At 64.2% G+C, this 17,453-nt stretch carries 12 protein-coding genes and 1 tRNA gene; 9 read left to right on the forward strand and 4 right to left on the reverse strand.

Translation table 11 applies throughout. The annotated features are described in order from the left end of the window. Positions 1-140: 140 nt before the first annotated feature. Positions 141-2,390 (reverse strand): DNA topoisomerase IV subunit A, encoded by a 2,250-nt coding sequence (gene parC / locus QFZ54_RS07070; protein ID WP_307085764.1) that lies wholly within the window; start codon positions 2,388-2,390, stop codon positions 141-143. 122 nt (positions 2,391-2,512) lie between these two features. Here parC and QFZ54_RS07075 point away from each other — a divergent pair, with 122 nt between their 5' ends. The 6 genes from QFZ54_RS07075 (at position 2,513) to purQ (ending at position 7,390) form a co-directional block, all read left to right on the forward strand. Continuing rightward, positions 2,513-3,433 carry an alpha/beta hydrolase family protein gene (locus QFZ54_RS07075; protein ID WP_307085766.1) on the forward strand — a complete coding sequence of 307 codons (921 nt, stop codon included), beginning with the start codon at positions 2,513-2,515 and terminating at the stop codon, positions 3,431-3,433. Further along, a complete protein-coding gene (gene kynU, locus QFZ54_RS07080) occupies positions 3,430-4,644 on the forward strand; it encodes a kynureninase (protein WP_307085768.1) in 1,215 nt (404 codons plus the stop codon). Before QFZ54_RS07075 ends, kynU begins: the two co-directional genes overlap by 4 nt. Before the next feature lie 61 nt (positions 4,645-4,705). Then, positions 4,706-5,596, forward strand: a complete 891-nt coding sequence (locus tag QFZ54_RS07085) for a DUF4349 domain-containing protein (RefSeq protein ID WP_307085770.1) — start codon at positions 4,706-4,708, stop codon at positions 5,594-5,596. 118 nt (positions 5,597-5,714) lie between these two features. Then, on the forward strand, positions 5,715-6,494 hold the full coding sequence (gene purC, locus QFZ54_RS07090; RefSeq protein WP_307085772.1) for a phosphoribosylaminoimidazolesuccinocarboxamide synthase: 780 nt from the start codon (positions 5,715-5,717) through the stop codon (positions 6,492-6,494). After that, positions 6,495-6,725: a phosphoribosylformylglycinamidine synthase subunit PurS gene (gene purS, locus QFZ54_RS07095; protein ID WP_060527016.1), complete on the forward strand. Its 231-nt coding sequence runs from the start codon at positions 6,495-6,497 to the stop codon at positions 6,723-6,725. It abuts the gene before it with no gap. Next, positions 6,722-7,390 (forward strand): phosphoribosylformylglycinamidine synthase subunit PurQ, encoded by a 669-nt coding sequence (gene purQ / locus QFZ54_RS07100; RefSeq protein WP_307085776.1) that lies wholly within the window; start codon positions 6,722-6,724, stop codon positions 7,388-7,390. The genes purS and purQ overlap by 4 nt, the downstream gene beginning before the upstream one ends. Positions 7,391-7,551: 161 nt before the next feature. Here the strand turns inward: purQ and QFZ54_RS07105 are convergent, their stop codons facing one another. Then, on the reverse strand, positions 7,552-8,307 hold the full coding sequence (locus QFZ54_RS07105) for a queuosine precursor transporter (RefSeq protein WP_307085778.1): 756 nt from the start codon (positions 8,305-8,307) through the stop codon (positions 7,552-7,554). Between the two features lie 61 nt (positions 8,308-8,368). Here QFZ54_RS07105 and QFZ54_RS07110 point away from each other — a divergent pair. Then, a tRNA-Arg gene (locus QFZ54_RS07110) sits at positions 8,369-8,445 on the forward strand. Positions 8,446-8,533: 88 nt separating this feature from the next. On the opposite strand, the gene QFZ54_RS07115 is transcribed toward QFZ54_RS07110, so the two are convergent. Beyond that, complete coding sequence (locus QFZ54_RS07115) at positions 8,534-11,374, reverse strand: TonB-dependent receptor (RefSeq protein WP_307085780.1); 2,841 nt, start codon at positions 11,372-11,374, stop codon at positions 8,534-8,536. 350 nt (positions 11,375-11,724) lie between these two features. On the opposite strand from QFZ54_RS07115, the gene QFZ54_RS07120 reads away from it, so the two are divergent. Beyond that, positions 11,725-12,549 (forward strand): SGNH/GDSL hydrolase family protein, encoded by an 825-nt coding sequence (locus QFZ54_RS07120; RefSeq protein ID WP_307085782.1) that lies wholly within the window; start codon positions 11,725-11,727, stop codon positions 12,547-12,549. Next, positions 12,546-14,174: an alpha-L-fucosidase gene (locus tag QFZ54_RS07125; RefSeq protein WP_307085784.1), complete on the forward strand. Its 1,629-nt coding sequence runs from the start codon at positions 12,546-12,548 to the stop codon at positions 14,172-14,174. The genes QFZ54_RS07120 and QFZ54_RS07125 overlap by 4 nt, the downstream gene beginning before the upstream one ends. Positions 14,175-14,543: 369 nt before the next feature. On the opposite strand, the gene QFZ54_RS07130 is transcribed toward QFZ54_RS07125, so the two are convergent. Further along, positions 14,544-17,423: a TIM-barrel domain-containing protein gene (locus tag QFZ54_RS07130; protein WP_307085787.1), complete on the reverse strand. Its 2,880-nt coding sequence runs from the start codon at positions 17,421-17,423 to the stop codon at positions 14,544-14,546. Positions 17,424-17,453 lie beyond the last annotated feature (30 nt).

A 17,453-nucleotide genomic window follows, 5' to 3' on the forward strand; every position in this document is an offset into this window, starting at 1 on the left:
GAGTTCGAGCCCGCGCGTGACCAAGTCACGCGTCACGATCGGCTTTGCAGTCTCATCAAGGGCGGGCAACGGCATTCCTTCCGATACCCCGCGTTCGTTAAGAGGCCCTGAAAAACCCTGAATGGGGCCTTTCTCATCCATTATCCGAAACGATTGTCGCGTGGGAAACCGGTCGGCGGCATACGGCCGGCAGCCCCACGAGCCGCACGCCACGGCCCAAGATCGGATTCTGTTCGCGTACGCCCGGTACCGCCGCCCATCGCCCAGCTCAGCCCATCGGCGAAGACGAACGTGATCGCGTCAGCCAGTCCACCGTCGCGGTAGCGCTGCAACTGCAACCCCTGCCCGCGCGTCATCTCGACCAGCTCGGCGAGTGGGAACACCAGCATTTTCCGATTGTCGCCGATCGCCGCGACATAATCATCGTTCGGTCCGATCGGCCGGACGATCTTGAGCTGCGCGCCCGGCCGCGGCGTCATCACCGTCTTGCCCTTGCGAGTCTCGGCGATCACCTCCGCCGAACTCACCGAGAAGCCGCGTCCATCGGTTGCCACCACCAAGAGCTTGGGATGCTTGCTCGCCGGCAACAACGCAACGATCCCGACGCTGCCGTCGAGATCGATCATCGCCCGCACCGGTTCGCCGAACCCGCGCCCGCCCGGCAGCTTGTCCGCCGCCAGCGTATAGAACCGCCCGTTCTCCGCCGCGAGCAACAGCTTGTCGGTCGTCTGCGCGTGGAACGCGAACGCCGGGCCGTCGCCCTCCTTGAACTTCAGCGCTTCCGGGCTCGCCAGGTCGTTATGCCCGCGCATTGCCCGGATCCAGCCGCGCTGCGACAGGATCACGGTGATCGGCTCGCGCTCGATCATCGCCTCCAGCGGAATGTCGCGTGTCGGGGCCGCTTCCTCGATCGTCGTGCGCCGTTTGCCGAGCACCGTCTCCAGCCCATAGCGGTCGCGGATCTTCGCCATGTCACGCTTCATCCGCGCGCGCTGCTTCTTCGGATCCGCCAGCAAAGCCGACAGCGCCGCCTGCTCCTTGTCGAGCTTGTCGCGCTCGGTCTTGATCTCGAACTCTTCGAGCCGCCTGAGCGAACGCAGCCGCATGTTGAGGATCGCCTCGGCCTGACGATCGGTCAGCGCGAACTCGGCGATCATCACCTTCTTCGGCTCGTCCTCGGTCCGGATGATCTCGATCACGCGGTCGAGGTTCAGATACGCGATCAGATACCCGTCGAGCAGCTCCACCCGGTCGGCAATTTTGCTCAGCCGGTGCTCGGTCCGCCTGCGCAGCACGACGAACTGGTGATCGACCCACGCCGCCAGCGCCTCGCGCAACGACATCACGCGCGGCGTGCGATCCTTGTCGAGCACGTTGAGGTTGAGGCTGATCCGCGTCTCGAGATCGGTCAGCCGGAACAGCCCGTCCATCAGGATCTGCGGATCGACCGTGCGGCTGCGCGGCTCGAGCACGATGCGGATCTCGGTATCCGACTCATCGCGCACGTCGGCGAGGATCGGCAGGCGCTTGGCGTTGATCAGCTCGGCGATCTGCTCGATCAGCTTGCCCTTCTGCACGCCGTACGGAATCTCCGTGACGATCAGCTGCCAGCCGCCGCCCTTCTCCCGCTCGGTCTCCCAGCGCGCACGGACGCGGAACCCGCCACGCCCGGTCGCGTAGGATTCGCGGATGACCGCAGGCGGATCGACGACGAGTCCGCCAGTCGGGAAATCGGGCCCCTTCACATGCTCCAGAATTGCCGCGTCGTCGGCATCGGGCGTATCAATCAGCACGATCGCCGCCTCCAGCAGTTCGGCGGCATTGTGCGGCGGAATGCTCGTCGCCATACCGACCGCGATCCCGCTCGCGCCGTTCGCCAACAGGTTCGGGAACAGCCCCGGGAACAGCTCGGGCTCGTGATCCTCGCCGTTATAGGTCGGGCGATACGCGACTGCGTCCTCGTCGAGCCCGTCCATCAGGTCGATCGCGACCTGCGTCAGCCGCGCCTCTGTATAGCGGTAGGCGGCAGCGTTATCGCCGTCGATGTTGCCGAAATTGCCTTGCCCGTCGACCAGCGGGTACCGCATCGCAAACGACTGCGCCAAGCGAACCATCGCATCGTAGACCGACTGGTCGCCGTGCGGATGATACTTACCGATAACGTCGCCGACCACGCGCGCGCACTTCTTGTACCCCTGCGCCGGATCGAGCTTGAGCAGCCGCATCGCCCACAGCAGACGCCGATGCACCGGCTTCATCCCGTCGCGGACGTCGGGCAGCGATCGCGCGGTGATCGTCGACAAGGCATAGACGAGATACCGCTCGGACAGCGCGCTGTCGAAGGGGGCGTCGACAATGGAGTCGAACGGATCTTTGAAATCGGTGGCCATTGCGTGCAGCGATAGCAGCGCGAGCGAAACGATCAAAGCATGAACGCACGACGCGTCCCGCTCGCCGGGACCGGACGATATGCCAGCATGACGCGGCCGATCGAGCCAGCTACACCAACTCCATGATCCGCATCGCCTTTCTCGCGCTCGCCGCCATGTCCACGCCCGTCATGGCGCAAACGCCCGTTCCCCCGCCGGCCAAGCTGCTGACGTGGCCCGACTTGACCGAGCGGCCGAAGCCGTTGCCTGACGCGACTATCGACTATGGCACCGACCAGATGCAGAAGGTCGACGTCTGGCTCCCCAAGAGCAAAACCAAGGGCCCATTCCCGGTGGTCGTGATGGTGCATGGCGGCTGCTGGACGACCGATATCGCCGACCGCAGCCTGATGAACTGGATCGCCGACGACCTCCGCAACGCTGGTGTCGCGGTCTGGAATATCGATTATCGCGGCGTAGATCGGACCGGCGGCGGCTATCCCGGCACGTTCGCGGACGCTGCGAAGGCAGCTGACCAACTCGCGGCAAACGCGAAGAAATTCAATCTCGACACCCGCCGCGTGCTGGCGATTGGCCACTCCGCCGGCGGTCATCTGGCACTCTGGCTCGCCGCCCGCCCGAAGCTTCCCGCATCGAGCGTGCTCCACACTGCCCGCCCGCTGCGCGTCCGCCACGTCATCAGCCTAGGCGGTCTCCCCGATCTCGAAGCTACGGCGACCAACGCGGACAATGGCTGCGGCACGGAGGTCGTCGCAAAACTCGTCGGCGCGCCCACCCCGCAGCACCCGGACGTCTACGCCGATACCTCGGTCCCGCGCCTCCTCCCGCTCGGCGCAAAGCAGGATTTGATCAACGGCCGCGAAGACCGGATCATCCCCGCCGTGATGGCGACCGACTATATCGCCAAGGCCAGGACGGCCAGTGACACCGCCACGCTCCACACTATCCCGGCGACCGGCCATGTCGAACTGATCGCGCCCGAAACCCCCGCATGGGCCGAAGCCAAACGCCTGATCCTGTCCTATTTCGGAAAAACCCAGTGACCCTCGAAGACGCCCGCGCGCTCGACGCGACCGATACGCTTGCCGGCTACCGCGACCAGTTCACGCTGCCCGAAGGCGTGATCTACCTCGACGGCAACTCGCTCGGCGCGCTTCCCAAAGCCACGCCCGCAGCACTCGCCGACGTCGCCACCCGCCAATGGGGCGACCGCCTGATCCGCAGCTGGAACGAAGGCTGGATCGACGCCCCCCAGCGGATCGGCGCCAAAATCGCCCCCCTGATCGGCGCCGCGTCGGACGAAGTCATCATCGGCGACACGACGTCGACGCATCTTTTCAAGGCCTTGGTCGCCGCCCTTCGCAGCAACCCTGACCGTCACACCGTCGTCAGCGAAGCCGGCAACTTTCCCACCGACCTCCACATTGCCGAAGGCGCAGTCGCCTGCGTTCCGGGCACACGCCTGAAGATCGTCGCCCGCGAAAACCTAGCCGCCGCGCTCGACGAAGACACCGCGGTCCTCCTCCTCACCCACGTCCACTACAAGACCAGCGACTGCTTCGACCTAGCCACCTGGACCGCGCGCGCGCACGACGCCGGCGCGTTGATACTCTGGGACCTCAGCCACAGCGTCGGCGCCGTCCCGATCGATCTCAACGGCGCGAACGCCGACCTCGCCGTCGGTTGTACGTACAAATATCTCAATGGCGGCCCCGGCGCACCCGCGTTCCTCTACGTCGCAAAACGCTGGCAGGACGTACTGGCCAGCCCACTCTCCGGCTGGATGGGCCACGCCGCGCCGTTTGCGTTCGAAGATGCCTACCGCCCCGCCCCCGGCATGAAACGCTGGCTCGCCGGTACTCCTGCAATGCTCTCGACTGCAGCACTGGAAACCGCACTCGACCTATGGGCCGACGTCGATCAACAGGCCGTCGCCACCAAGAGCGCCCAACTGTTCGACATCCTCGCAGCAGCAGGCGACACCCTAGGCCTTGACTGCGTCAGTCCCCGAGACCCCGCCAAACGCGGCAGCCACATCAGCTTCCGCCATCCGCACGCCTATGAACTTACCCAGGCCCTCATCGCGCAAGGCGTAATCGGCGACTTCCGCGACCCCGACATCCTCCGCCTCGGTCTCACGCCCTTGTACCTGAGCCATGAAGATGTGTGGCGCGCGGGCGAGATGCTGCATCAGATCATTATTAGTAAGAGTTGGAAGGACCCGCGCTTCTCGACACGACTTGCCGTCACCTGATCTCGATTGACCGCAATCCTGATCGCATTGATAGTATATCCTGAAGAACGGGAGAGCGGGCATGCGATACGTGGTTATTGGTGCGGTAATCCTGTCGCTCACGGCCTGTAGCAAGGCACCAAACGGAGCGCCGGCACAGAAGCTGAACACCTACGACGTTGAGCCCTCGGCGCAGGAACCCGCGAAAGCACCGAGCGCGGCGAACGCGCCGCAACCGATCGCGGTCGCGATCCCGCAAATGGCGTATTCCTATAAATACGCGTTCCGGCTGGCCGGCGACGCGATTGGCCGAGCCGAACAAATGCACGTCGCGTTGTGCGACAGGCTCGGTCCCGCGCGATGCCAAGTGCTTGCGTTGGAAAGCGGCAAAAGCGATGGTACGGCATCGACCGGAACGCTGAAACTGCGCCTCCAGAGCAGTATTGCCCGCCGCTTCGGCCAACAATTGCAGGACACAGTCGCCAAGGCCGGCGGTCGCGCGGTATCGAGCTCGATTGCGGCTGAGGACGTGTCGAAGGATATCGTCGATACCGAAGCGCGTCTGCGCCAGCGAACGCTCTTGGTCGAACGCCTGACGGAGATACTCAGGACGAGAACCGGCAAGGTCTCGGAACTCGTCGAGGCCGAACGCAGCGTCGCCGCGGCGCAGGAAGAGATCGATCAGGCCAAGGGCTGGCTCGGCCAACTTCGCGGACGCGTCGCCATGTCGACGGTCGAGATCAGCTACGATGCGGTCGCGGCCGATCCCGGCAGTCCGAGGTCCGGGCTAGGTGAGGCTATTGCCGGCTCGTGGAGCACCTTCACGATCGGCATCGCGGCCATACTCAGCACACTGATCTTCCTTACGCCTTGGGCCTTGCTTGTCGGGCTCGGTTACGTCGGATGGCGTACGGTCCGCGATCGCGTCCGCCGCCGCCGCCGCCGCCGCCGCGAAGAGAACGATCACGCCTGATTGCACCCCCCGCACCCTTCGCCTATAGGCGCGGCCTATTCCGGCCTCGGCTTCGCGGTGCATATCGCGTAGGCTGGGGCCGCTCGATTTTCACCGCTCGATTTCCAGGGGACCGCGCATGGCTCGCCGCCGCCAGATCTACGAAGGCAAGGCCAAGATCCTCTACGAGGGTCCCGAGCCAGGCACGCTGATCCAGTATTTCAAGGATGACGCGACCGCGTTCAATGCCCAGAAAAAGGGCACGATCAACGGCAAGGGCGTGCTCAACAACCGAATTTCCGAGCACATCTTCACGCTGCTCGATCATATCGGCGTACCGACGCACTTCATCCGCCGGCTCAACATGCGCGAGCAGTTGATCCGCCAGGTCGAGATCGTGCCGATCGAAGTCGTCGTGCGCAACGTCGCCGCAGGCTCGATCTCGACGCGCCTCGGGATCGAGGAAGGCACCAAGCTGCCCCGCACGATCATCGAATATTACTACAAGGACGATGCGCTCGGCGATCCGATGATCTCCGACGAGCACATCGCCGCGTTCGGCTGGGCGAGCCAGGAGGAGATGCACGACATCGCCGACCTCGCGATCCGCATCAACGATTTCCTGTGCGGGCTGTTCGCCGGCGTCGGCATCCGCCTCGTCGACTTCAAGCTCGAATTCGGTCGCATCTTCGACAACGACTTCGGTCGGATCATCCTCGCCGACGAGATCAGCCCCGATGGCTGCCGTCTGTGGGACATGGAAACCAACGAGAAGATGGACAAGGATCGCTTCCGTCGCGATCTTGGCGGCGAAGTCGAAGCGTATCAAGAGGTTGCACGCCGTCTTGGCCTGCTGCCCGAGGGTGCCGACAACGCCGTCCTCGACCTCGAAAAGCATCGCAAGAACCGGGGCAAGTAAATGAAACTCAAGGTTTTCGTGACATTGAAGCCGGGCGTGCTCGATCCGCAGGGTCGGGCGATCCACCACGCGCTCGGGAGCCTCGGCTTCGAGGGCGTGCAGGACGTTCGCCAGGGCAAGCTGATCGAGTTGGAGGTCGCCGACGATACCGACGACGCGACGATCGACGGCATGTGCCGCAAGCTGCTCGCCAACACGGTGATCGAGAATTACCGGGTCGAGCGCGCGTGAAGACCGCCGTCATCGTCTTTCCGGGCTCCAACTGCGACCGCGACATCGCCGTCGCGCTGGAGGGCGTGACTGGCGTCAAGCCGCTTATGGTCTGGCACGGCGACGCGGACTTGCCTGCGGACGTCGGCTTGGTCGCAGTACCCGGTGGGTTCTCGTACGGCGATTACCTCCGCTCGGGCGCGATCGCGGCACGCTCGCCGATCATGCGCGCGGTCGTCGAGCAGGCGGGCAAGGGCCTGCCCGTGCTCGGCATCTGCAACGGCTTCCAGGTCTTGACCGAAGCGGGGCTTCTCCCCGGCGCCTTGATGCGCAACGAAGGCTTGAACTTCGTCTGCCGTGACGTCGCACTGACGGTCGAGACGGCAAGTTCGACCTTCACCTCCGGCTACGAGGCCGGCGAGCGGGTCTCGTTCCCGGTCGCGCACCATGACGGCAATTACTTCGCCGATACCGAGACACTCGACCGCCTCGAAGGCGAAGGCCGCGTCGCCTTCCGTTACGCAGAAAGCGTCAACGGCTCGGCGCGCAACATCGCCGGGTTGCTGAACGACAAGGGCAATGTCCTTGGCATGATGCCGCACCCGGAACGTCGCATCGAAGCGGCCCACGGCGGCACCGATGGCCGACGTCTGTTCGAAGGTCTGCTCGAGGCTGTCAGCGCTTAAGCGACCCAGCACCTAGCTCCGTCACGACCTCTTCGCCATCCCCCCCCCTGCCGTTCGCCCTGAGCGAAGTCGAAGGGCCTGAGACCCATGTGCTTCGACTTCGCTCAGCACGAACGTGTGGGGGGACGGATGCGGGAACGGAATCATGAGGGTCGCAGGTCTCAAACCCGAGTCCGGAACGGCGAAAAGTCCGTCCCCCGGTCATACACATCGACACCCTCACGCCGCTTCAACCACCCCACCGCCAAATAGGTCAGCGGCGTCAGCAGCACCTCCCACGACACCTTCAGCAAAAACTGGCTGACCATCACCATCAGCATCGCCTCGACCGGCCAGTCCGGCGCGCCGTAAAACGCGAGCGGATAGAAGATCAGGCTGTCGAACGCCTGCCCCACGACCGTGCTGCCGATCGTCCGCGTCCACAGCATTCGCTCCTGCGTCCAGATCTTCATCCGCGCGAGCACGAAGCTGTTGGCGAACTCCCCCACCCAGAACGCGCAGATCGACGCGAACACGATCCGCGGTACCTGCCCGAACACCGATTCGTACGCGGCTTGGCCCGTCCATCCCTGGTCAGGCGGAAGCGCCACGACGACCGCGGACATGAACACCATGAACAGCATCGCGCCGAAGCCAGCCCAGATGCAGCGCCGCGCCCGCGCGTACCCATAGACCTCGGTCAGGACGTCGCCGATCACGTAGCTGACCGGGAAGAACAGGATGCCCGCGCCGAACGGCCATGCTCCGATGAACGGCAGGTCGATCACCGCGCGCTTGCCTGCGCCGATCACGTTCGACAGCAGCAGGATCGTCACGAACGCCGCCATCACGAAGTCGTAATAGCGAAACTGCCCGCCCGACACCGCGCTCGCGGCAACCGGTTCGGGCCCCCGCTCCCCATTCCCTTCAATATCCATGGAGCCGGTTATGATCGAGGTTCCAAGCCCGCACAATCCGCGCTAGTCGTCGCCGCAGCGCGCGCCCGTAGCTCAGCTGGATAGAGCAAGGAGCTTCTACCTCCTCGGTCGGGGGTTCGAACCCCTCCGGGCGCGCCAACCGCTTTCCGCATCCCGACAAGACACAAAAAAATGGCCGGATCGTGGGATCCGGCCAGTCGGGGAGAGACGTTGAAAGAGGGTGAAATCAGAACGTGATGCGCGCGACCCCTGCGATCTGGCGATCGCTCATGATCGAATCACGCGGGCGGGTCGTGATACCGTAAAAGGTCGAGCGTACGGTGTTGGTCAGGTTGACCGCGTTCAGCGTCAGCGAGAAATGCGGCGTCACGTTGGCGGTGATCGACGCATCGAGCTGCCCCGACGGCTTCTGGAACACCGGCAGGTTGCCCGAGCCGTTGCTCGACGTCGCCACCAGATACTTGCTGCGCCAGTTATACGCCACGCGTGCCGAGATGATGCCGAGCTCGTAGATGCCGATCAAATTGTAGTTGTACTTGGACAGACCCTGCAGCGGCAGATCGCGCACCGGACCCTCGGTCGCCGGGCTCGGTGCCTGCGAGTCGACGAAGGTGAAGTTTGCCTGGGCGCCAAGGCCAGCAAGAGGTCCTGGCAGGAAGTCGAAGAACTGCTGATAGGCGACTTCGGCACCCTTCACCTTCGCGTTGGAGACGTTGCTGTACGACGTGACGCTATAGTTCGCGGTCAGACCGTCGGTGAACGTCACCGCCCGGTTCGAAATGCCGGTCTGGATATAGTCGGAAATGTCCTTGTAGAAGCCTGCGACGGTCAGTGAACCGGTCGGCGCGAAATACCATTCGGCCGAAGCGTCGACGTTCTTCGCGGTCATCGGCTTCAGGTTCGGATTGCCGCCCGACGTATACTGCAGCTGTGCGATCTGCGCGCGACCAGGCTCGGTGATGTTGAGGCTCGGGTTGAGCTGGTTGAGGTCCGGGCGCGAAATGTTCTTCGAAAGCGCCAAGCGAAGCTGGAGCCTTTCGGTCAGATGCGCCCGGAAGTTCGCGCTCGGCAGGACCGACGTATAGTCGTCCTTGTTGCCGGCCGCGACGAAGGTCGTCGGTCCCGTAACCTGCGCCGTCCCGCCCGGGGGCGTGATCAGATCGGTCTGCTGATAGAAGCCGGCGACCGCGAGCTTGGTCTGGACGACGCGCAGACCGATATTGCCGTCGATCGGCACCGGCAGGTCGGCGGCGTTGAAGAACGCGGTGGCATAGCCCGTATAGGTCTTCTGCGACTGCGTCGTCGTGCTGCTCGGCAGATAGCTCGGCAGCGTCGTGATGCCCAGCGTGGCGCGCGTCAGGTCGTAATCCTGCGTGATACCGCGCGAAAACAGCAGCGCGTTGCCGAACAAGTCGGCGTCGCCGTGGAAGAACTTGCTGAAATCGGCGAATTCGAGTTGGCTCGGCACGGCGTTCAGCCCGGTATACCGATAGCCGGTGTCGCTGTAGAGATTGCTGCGATCTGCATAGCGAACGCCGAGCTTGATCGACCGCAACACGCTGTTGTCGAACTTATACTCACCGTCGAGGCGCGCCGTCTTGTCCTTGCCGCGCGAGCGATTGAGGTTGTCCAGATAGAAAGCGGAGCCATAGGTCGCGGCGTTGGTCAGACCGGTGGGTGTCGTGATCTGGAACGACGGTACATCGCCCGAGATGTCCTGGAACAGCGTGCCGTCGTTGTTGCCGTTCAAGCCGACGATCGACCGCGTACGCGTGGTCTTCGAATCGACATACTGGCCGTCCGCCGTGATCGTCAGGTTGGAGGTTGGCCGCCACTTGCCGTTCAGCGAATAGTCGGTCGTCGTCGAGTGACGGTTCTCGAGGCTGGTATTGGCCGCGACACGGATGTTCTGGAACGTGCCGCTCTGGAAATCGCCGTTCGGAGCGAAGGTGAACGGCGCGCCGGGCAAGGGCGAGACGTTGGTCACACCCTCGGTTGGCTGCGCGAAATAGCTGAAGTCGTCGTAGCGGAACTTGTAATCGTTACGGAAGACCTCGCCGGTGAATTCCAGCGTATCGGTCGGGCGCCACTGGAGCGATGCGTCGATGCCGAAGCGACGGCGCGCACCGTTGACCTGGCCGATGCCGGTGCCGCGCGGCAAGGTCGTGACCTGGCCGGTACGGCCGAGCGTCGCGAGCGAAGCGATCGACGCGGCGCGCGTTGCTGCATCAGGATCGTTCGGATCGAGCGTGTTGAACGGCTCGGTCGAGATCGTGTCCTGGCTGAATACCGTCTTCTGGTACGACGCGCTGACCAGCACGCCGATCTCGCCAATGCCGGTATTCCAGCGATCGCTGAGCAGCACCGACGCGGTCGGCTGGCTCTTGCGCGCGAGGTCGTAATACGTGTTCGCCACGCCTGCCGAAATCTTGAAGCCGTCGAAGTCGAACGCCTTGCGGGTACGAAGGTTGATCGTGCCGCTAAGCTGATCCTCGATCAGGTCCGCCGACGGGTTCTTGTAGACGTCGATGCCGGCGAGCAACTCCGAAGGAATGTCCTCGAGGCTCAGCGACGTACCGGTGCCGCTGGCCGTGAAGATGTCGCGGCCGTTGAGCTCGGTGCGGACCTGCGTCAGGCCGCGGATCGCGACCGAACTGCCTTCGCCATAGTTGCGCGTGACCTGGATACCCGAGATGCGCTGCAGCGCCTCGGCGACGTTGCGATCGGGCAGCTTGCCGATGTCCTCCGCGACGATCGAGTCGACGATCTGGTCGGAATTGCGCTTGATCGCCTGTGCGCTGCGAAGGCTGGCGCGCACGCCGGTCACGACGATATCGTCGCCGCCGGGTGCGGCGGCCGCCTCGACGCCCTGCCCCTGGTCGCCGCTGGGGGCCGTGTTCGCACCGCTGGCCGACTGCGCCGCTGGCGCGACCTGGCCATCGGCGACCGGCGTCGCGGACGTCGCATCCTGTGCGAAGGCAGCAGGGATCAGGCCGAACGCGAGTACGGCGGCGGAGGACCCGGCGAGCAGGCGAAGCGCGATCTCGCGCTGCGAACGGATGAACATGATAATCCCTTTCAACACATCGAATGGCACGCCGCGTCATCGCAATCGCGCCGATTGCTTCCCGGGACGTTCATTCCGGGCGCGCGGTTTCCCGCCTCTAGTTTCGATGGCACGGCTCGGATCGTTCGACCCTGCCCGTTCCCTCCTTCGACCTTTGAAGTCGGCGATAGCGCCAACGGCCTTGATTTGTCATATCACGCAAATCGGTATTTGAAAGAGTATTTATGATAGATCGACGCGGCCTCCCCCGTCACGACACCCCGATCCTTGCAGACGATCGTATAACTTCCTGCTAAATTCGGTCGCATTTAGTATTGTCAGACAACACCTGGTCGGAAACGGTAACAGATATGATCAATTCACGATTTGTCGGTAGCGTGGGCGCTGCGTTGATCGGCGCGCTGTCAGTGCAGGCCGGGATCGCGCAGACGGTCGTGCCCGGCGACCCCTATGCTGCCGACCCGGTCGGCATCGTCGCCGATCCATGTCCGGCGCATCCAAAGCCTGCGGATGGCGCGGGCTGGGACGCATGGAAATTGCATATGCTCACGCGCGATTTCGGCCAGCTGTGCCGGTATGCCGCGCAGAACGTCGCGCTCGCCACGTCCGGCGCGAAGGTCCGCGTCGTGTTCATGGGCGATTCGATCACCGACAATTGGATCGGTGCCGATCCGACGCTGTTTACCGATGGCCTCGTCGATCGTGGCATCGGTGGCCAGACTACGCCGCAGATGCTCGTCCGCTTCCGCGCCGACGTGCTCGCGCTGAAGCCGCTCGCCGTTCACATCATGGCAGGCACCAACGATATCGCCGGGAACACCGGGGCGGCGACGATCCAGACCGTGCAGGGCAATATCGAGACGATGGCCGAACTCGCGCGCGCGCATGGCATCAAGGCGATCCTCGCCTCGACGCCCCCCGCCGCCGCCTTCCCCTGGAGCCCGGCGATGAAACCCGCGCCTCAGATCGTCACCTTTAACGCATGGCTGCGCGGCTATGCGGCGAAGAATGGCTTCACCTATGTCGATTACCACGCCGCACTCGCCGGCCCGGACGGCGGCATGAAGCCGGGGTATGCCACCGACGGCGTCCACCCGACGCCGCAGGGCTATGCCGTGATGAAGCCCTTGGCGCTGGCTGCGATCGCAAAAACTCTTGGCGGGAAAACCAAATGATGGATTTCAACAGGCGGTCGGTCCTCGCCGGAATCGCGGCGCTCGGCGCGGCACGTGGAGCGGTAGCGCAAAGCCCGATGGGTCTGGCCGCCGGGCCGGTGCAGCCCAACTGGCCTTCGTTGGTGAACGCGTACCGCTACCCCGACTGGTTCCGCGACGCGAAGCTCGGCCTATGGTCGCATTGGGGCCCGCAATCGGTGCCCGAACAAGGCGATTGGTACGGCCGGTTCCTGTATATGCAGGGGCATCCGATGTACGAGCATCACCTGAAGACGTACGGCCATCCGTCGAAGACCGGCATGATGGACATCCAGAACCGCTGGACCGCGGACCGCTGGGATCCCGACGCGCTGATCGAACGCTACAAAAAGGCCGGGGCGAAATACTTCATGTCGCTCGCCTGCCATCACGACAATCTCGACTGCTACGACAGCCGGTATCACGCGTGGAACTCGCTCCGCGTCGGCCCGAAGCGCGACATCGTAGGCATCTGGGAAAAGGCGGCGCGGAAAGCCGGCCTCAGGTTCGGCGTCTCGAACCATGCCGCGCACGCCTGGCACTGGTACCAGACCGGCTACGCCTATGATCCGACCGGCCCCCTGAAGGGCGTGCGCTACGACGCGTCCACGCTCCGCAAGGCGGACGGCAAGGGCAAATGGTGGGACGGCCTCGACCCGCAGCAGCTCTACACCGGCGCGCACATGGCCGCGCCCGACGGCATCGACAGCATCGCGGCGATGAACGACTGGCACGACAAGAACGACGGCCAGTGGATGGAGCACGGCCCGAAGAACGCGCCCGGCTATGCGGCGAAATGGCTGCTCCGCCAGACCGACCTGATCGACAAGTACAAGCCGGACATGGTCTATTTCGACGATTACGAGCTTCCGTTCGGGCCGATTGGGCTGGAATCGCTCGCCGACTATTACAACCGCTCGATCCAGTGGCACGGCAAGATCGACGTCGTCCTCACCGCGAAGAAGATCCAGCCGAGCCACCGCTTCGGCTTGGTCGAAGACGTCGAGCGCGGCTACACCGACCATATCTGGGACGAGCCGTGGCAGACGGACACGTGCCTGGGCGACTGGTTCTACAACGTCGCCCGCCTCCGCGACAAAAGCTACAAGAGCGCGCCGGAAGTCATCCAGCGGCTGGCCGACGTCGTGTCGAAGAACGGCAACCTGCTGCTCTCGGTGCCGCAACCCGGCGACGGCTCGATCGACAGCGAGGTCGAGCATATCCTCGACGGCATGACCGACTGGGTCGCGATCAACGGCGAAGCGATCTTCGGCTCGCGCCCGTGGCGTCGCTATGGCGAGGGTCCGACGATCCTGCCGACGGGCATGCAGAACGAGACGGTGAAGCCGTTCACCGCGAAGGACATCCGGTTCACGACCAACAAGGGCGCGCTGTATGCGCTCTTCCTCGGCTGGCCGGAGGGCGCGGCGACGATCGGCTCGCTGGCGCGCTCGGTGAACAGCGGCGTGGTCGAACGGGTTACGCTGCTCGGTGGCGGCGTGATCGCGCACAAGCAGGATGCAAGAGGCCTGCTTGTGACGATCCCGTCGAACACGCGCGGGAGGTTCGTGCCCGTACTGAGGCTAGAAGGCCGCGGGCTGACCTAAGCCTGCCACCGCTACCCCGCCAAGACGACCGCGAGGGAGCCATCACCACCATATCGCCCCACCCCGGCGAAGGCCGGGGCCCAATTGGAAAGGTCGTAGTAAACAAAGCGATGCCCGCCGTTACCACCGTCCCTCAATTGGGCCCCAGCCTCCGCCGGGGTGGTGCCCTGAGCTTTCGATCCACCACTCCGTCATCCTCGGCTCGACCCAGGATCCAGAGCCAAACAGCGCATCGTCCGTAGCTCTGGATCCTAGCTTTCGCCGGGATGACGCAGAGATCATGCCCACGGTAGCCCAGTGAAATTGAATCGCCTCAGACCCGCCGTTCTGCAAGACGGAGGGCGGTCCCAGGCGAGACCGCCCAATCCCTCACCGAGCCGGCCGCTTAACCTCCACCGCAGCCCCACGATAAACGACCGAAGCATCCCCCGTCCCATCAAGATCCAGCGGACGCCCAGCCGTCATCCAGCGCACCCGTACCGTCCGGCTGGCAGGCATCGCCTTATACCCCTGCCCTTCGCGAGCCCCGAGCGTCACCACCCCGGTCGCATCGTCATACGTCACCGGGATCCGGCTATACGCGCCGCCACGATACTGCTCGCTAGTGCCGTCATCCTCGTACAGCCCGAAGCTCCCGTTCGCGCCCGGATAGACCGCCAGCGTCAGCGGTGCGTCGGGCTTCTGGTCGACATATTGCGTGACCGGCCCCATCGGCACGATCGCGCCGGCCTTCACGAACAGCGGCATCCGTTCATACGGCGCCGCGACGGTCACGCTCTGTCCGCCGCGATACGCCTGACCGGTGTTGAAGTCGTACCAGACCGTAGCGCCCGGCAGATACACCGAGCGAGACCGCGCGCGATATTCGGTCACCGGCGCGACGAGGAAGCTGTCGCCGAACAGATATTCGTCGTTCACCTTCCGCGCCTGCACATCGTTCGGATAATCCATCACGAGGCCGCGCATGATGCTGCCGTCCTTGAACCACGTGTCCGCCGCGACCGTGTAGATATACGGCATCAGGCGGTAGCGAAGCTGGTCGTACCAGACCATCGAGTTGCGCATCGGCGACCCCTCGGGCGAAATCTCGTAGATCTCGCGGTACGGGCTCTCGCCGTGGCTGCGGAACAGCGGGCTGAACGCGCCGAACTGGAACCAGCGCAGGTTAAGCTCGCGCCACTCGTCGAGGTTCGCCGCGGTCGGCGTCTTGCTCGCATAGCGATCCTCCAGCGCGAAGCCGCCGATATCGTGCGTCCAGTTCGGGATGCCGGACATCGAGACGTTCACGCCCGCCGAAATCTGCGCGCGCAGATCGTACCAGCGGCTCGCGACGTCGCCCGACCACACTGCGGCGCCCTCGCGCTGCAACCCGCCGAACCCCGACCGCGTCAGGATGAACGGACGGACGTCGGGCTTGAACTGCCGCCAGCCGTCATAGACCGCGCCGACATGCACCAGCGGATAGCTGTTGAAATACTGCGCAGCCGGTCCCGCGGCAGTCGGGCCCATAGTGGCGATCCGCTCGGGAATCGACAGGTTCGAATGAATATCGGGCTCGCTCGCATCGAGCCACCATGCGTCGGTGCCGATCTTCGCGAGGCTGTCCTTGATCTGCCGCCAGTAGATCGTCCGCGCTTCGGGCGCATAGGGATCGTAGTCGGTGTTCAGATAGCCCGGCCCGACCCAGTCCTTGTTCCCGTAATCGAGGTTGCCGCGATAGGTGTAGCCCTTCGCCGCCAGCTCCTTGTAGTTCTCCGTGGTCGGATAGAATTTCGGCCAGACCGAGATCATGAAGCGCGCGTTCATGTCGTGGATCTTGTCGATCATCTTCTGCGGCTCGGGGAAGCGCGCCTTGTCGAACGCGTGGCTGCCCCACGCATTCTCCGGCCAGTAGAACCAGTCCTGGACGATGTTATCGAGCGGGATCTTCAGGTCGCGGTACTTCTTGACGACGTCGACGACCTCGTCCTGCGTGTTGTAGCGCTGGCGCGACTGCCAGAAGCCATACGCCCATTTCGGCATCATCACGGCCTTGCCGGTGAGCGAGCGATAGCCCGCGACGACCTCGTCCATGTCCTTGCCGGGCACGTACCAATAATTGACCGACTTCGCGATATCGCTGGTGAACCACACCGAATGGCGATCGGGCGCCGCCAGGGGATTATTGTGGAGCAGCGCGATATACCCCGCGTTGGGCTCCCACTCGATCCGCACCGCGACGCGCTTGCCCTTGGTCATCGGCAGGTCGAAATTCGCGTACCAGGGGTTCCAGTTCTGGCGCCAGCGGTTCAGCACCTCCTTGCCGTCCGCGAACACCTTGAAATAGCTCGAGCCGTAGAGCTGGAACTTGTGCACGCCGCTGACGTCCGGCGTCACGTCGCCGGTCCACACGACCTTCTGCGTCTCGACCGCATTGCCCGCGGTGTTCTGCCCGCCTGTCGCGGCGACCGTCTGGGCCTTGGCGGCGGCGGGCCACTTCGCCTGATCCTTGATATACTGGTAGTTGATCGACGCTTCCTGCTGCGTCACCGCGAGCCGGTCGCCGAGATAATATTGCGCCGTAAAACCCGGCTTGCCGCCGCTCGTCACCTTCAGGCTATCTGTGCCGACCAACGAATAGGGCCGCGGATTACCGAAGCGGGTGATGCCGTCATTGTCCCACAACAGGCCGTAATTCTTCGTCGAGACGACGAACGGGACGGCGATGTCCATGTTGTGCTGCGCGAGTTCCACGTCCTCGCCGTTGTAATCCATCTGCGCGTTCTGGTGTTGGCCGAGACCGTACAGCCCCTCGTCCGTGCCGCGGTTGAACTGCTGCGAGGCGACCACGAACGGCTTCCCGTCTGCACTCGTCTTGACGAACGCAGGCGCCGCGGCCTGATCGAGCACGACCTTCCCCGCAGCATCGAGGAACCGCACGCGGCCAGTCTTCAGATCGACCTCGGCGGTATCGCGCGCGGTCGCGACGAGAACGCGCTTGCCCTGCTGCGTGACCGTGTACTGACCCGCGACCGGCGGCGTTGGCACCATCAGGCTCGGCGCGGTCGTCGTGCGCGTCGGGCTCGCGACGACATGGATGATCCCGTCCCCGTGCACCGTCACCTCGACCCAGCCCGCCGGGCCGCTGGAAGGCACAACGCCGATCCCGCCCGTGATCTTCTCGAAACCGCCCTTGGCCACCTGTCCTTGCGCAAGTGCCGGGGTAAGTGCGCTGCCCGCGAGCAGCACCGCGAAACCGAAAGCCTTCATCATCGTCATCCCTTTGATATCGCCGAGCTT

Source organism: Sphingomonas faeni (assembly GCF_030817315.1).
Taxonomy (GTDB): Bacteria; Pseudomonadota; Alphaproteobacteria; order Sphingomonadales; family Sphingomonadaceae; genus Sphingomonas; species Sphingomonas faeni_C.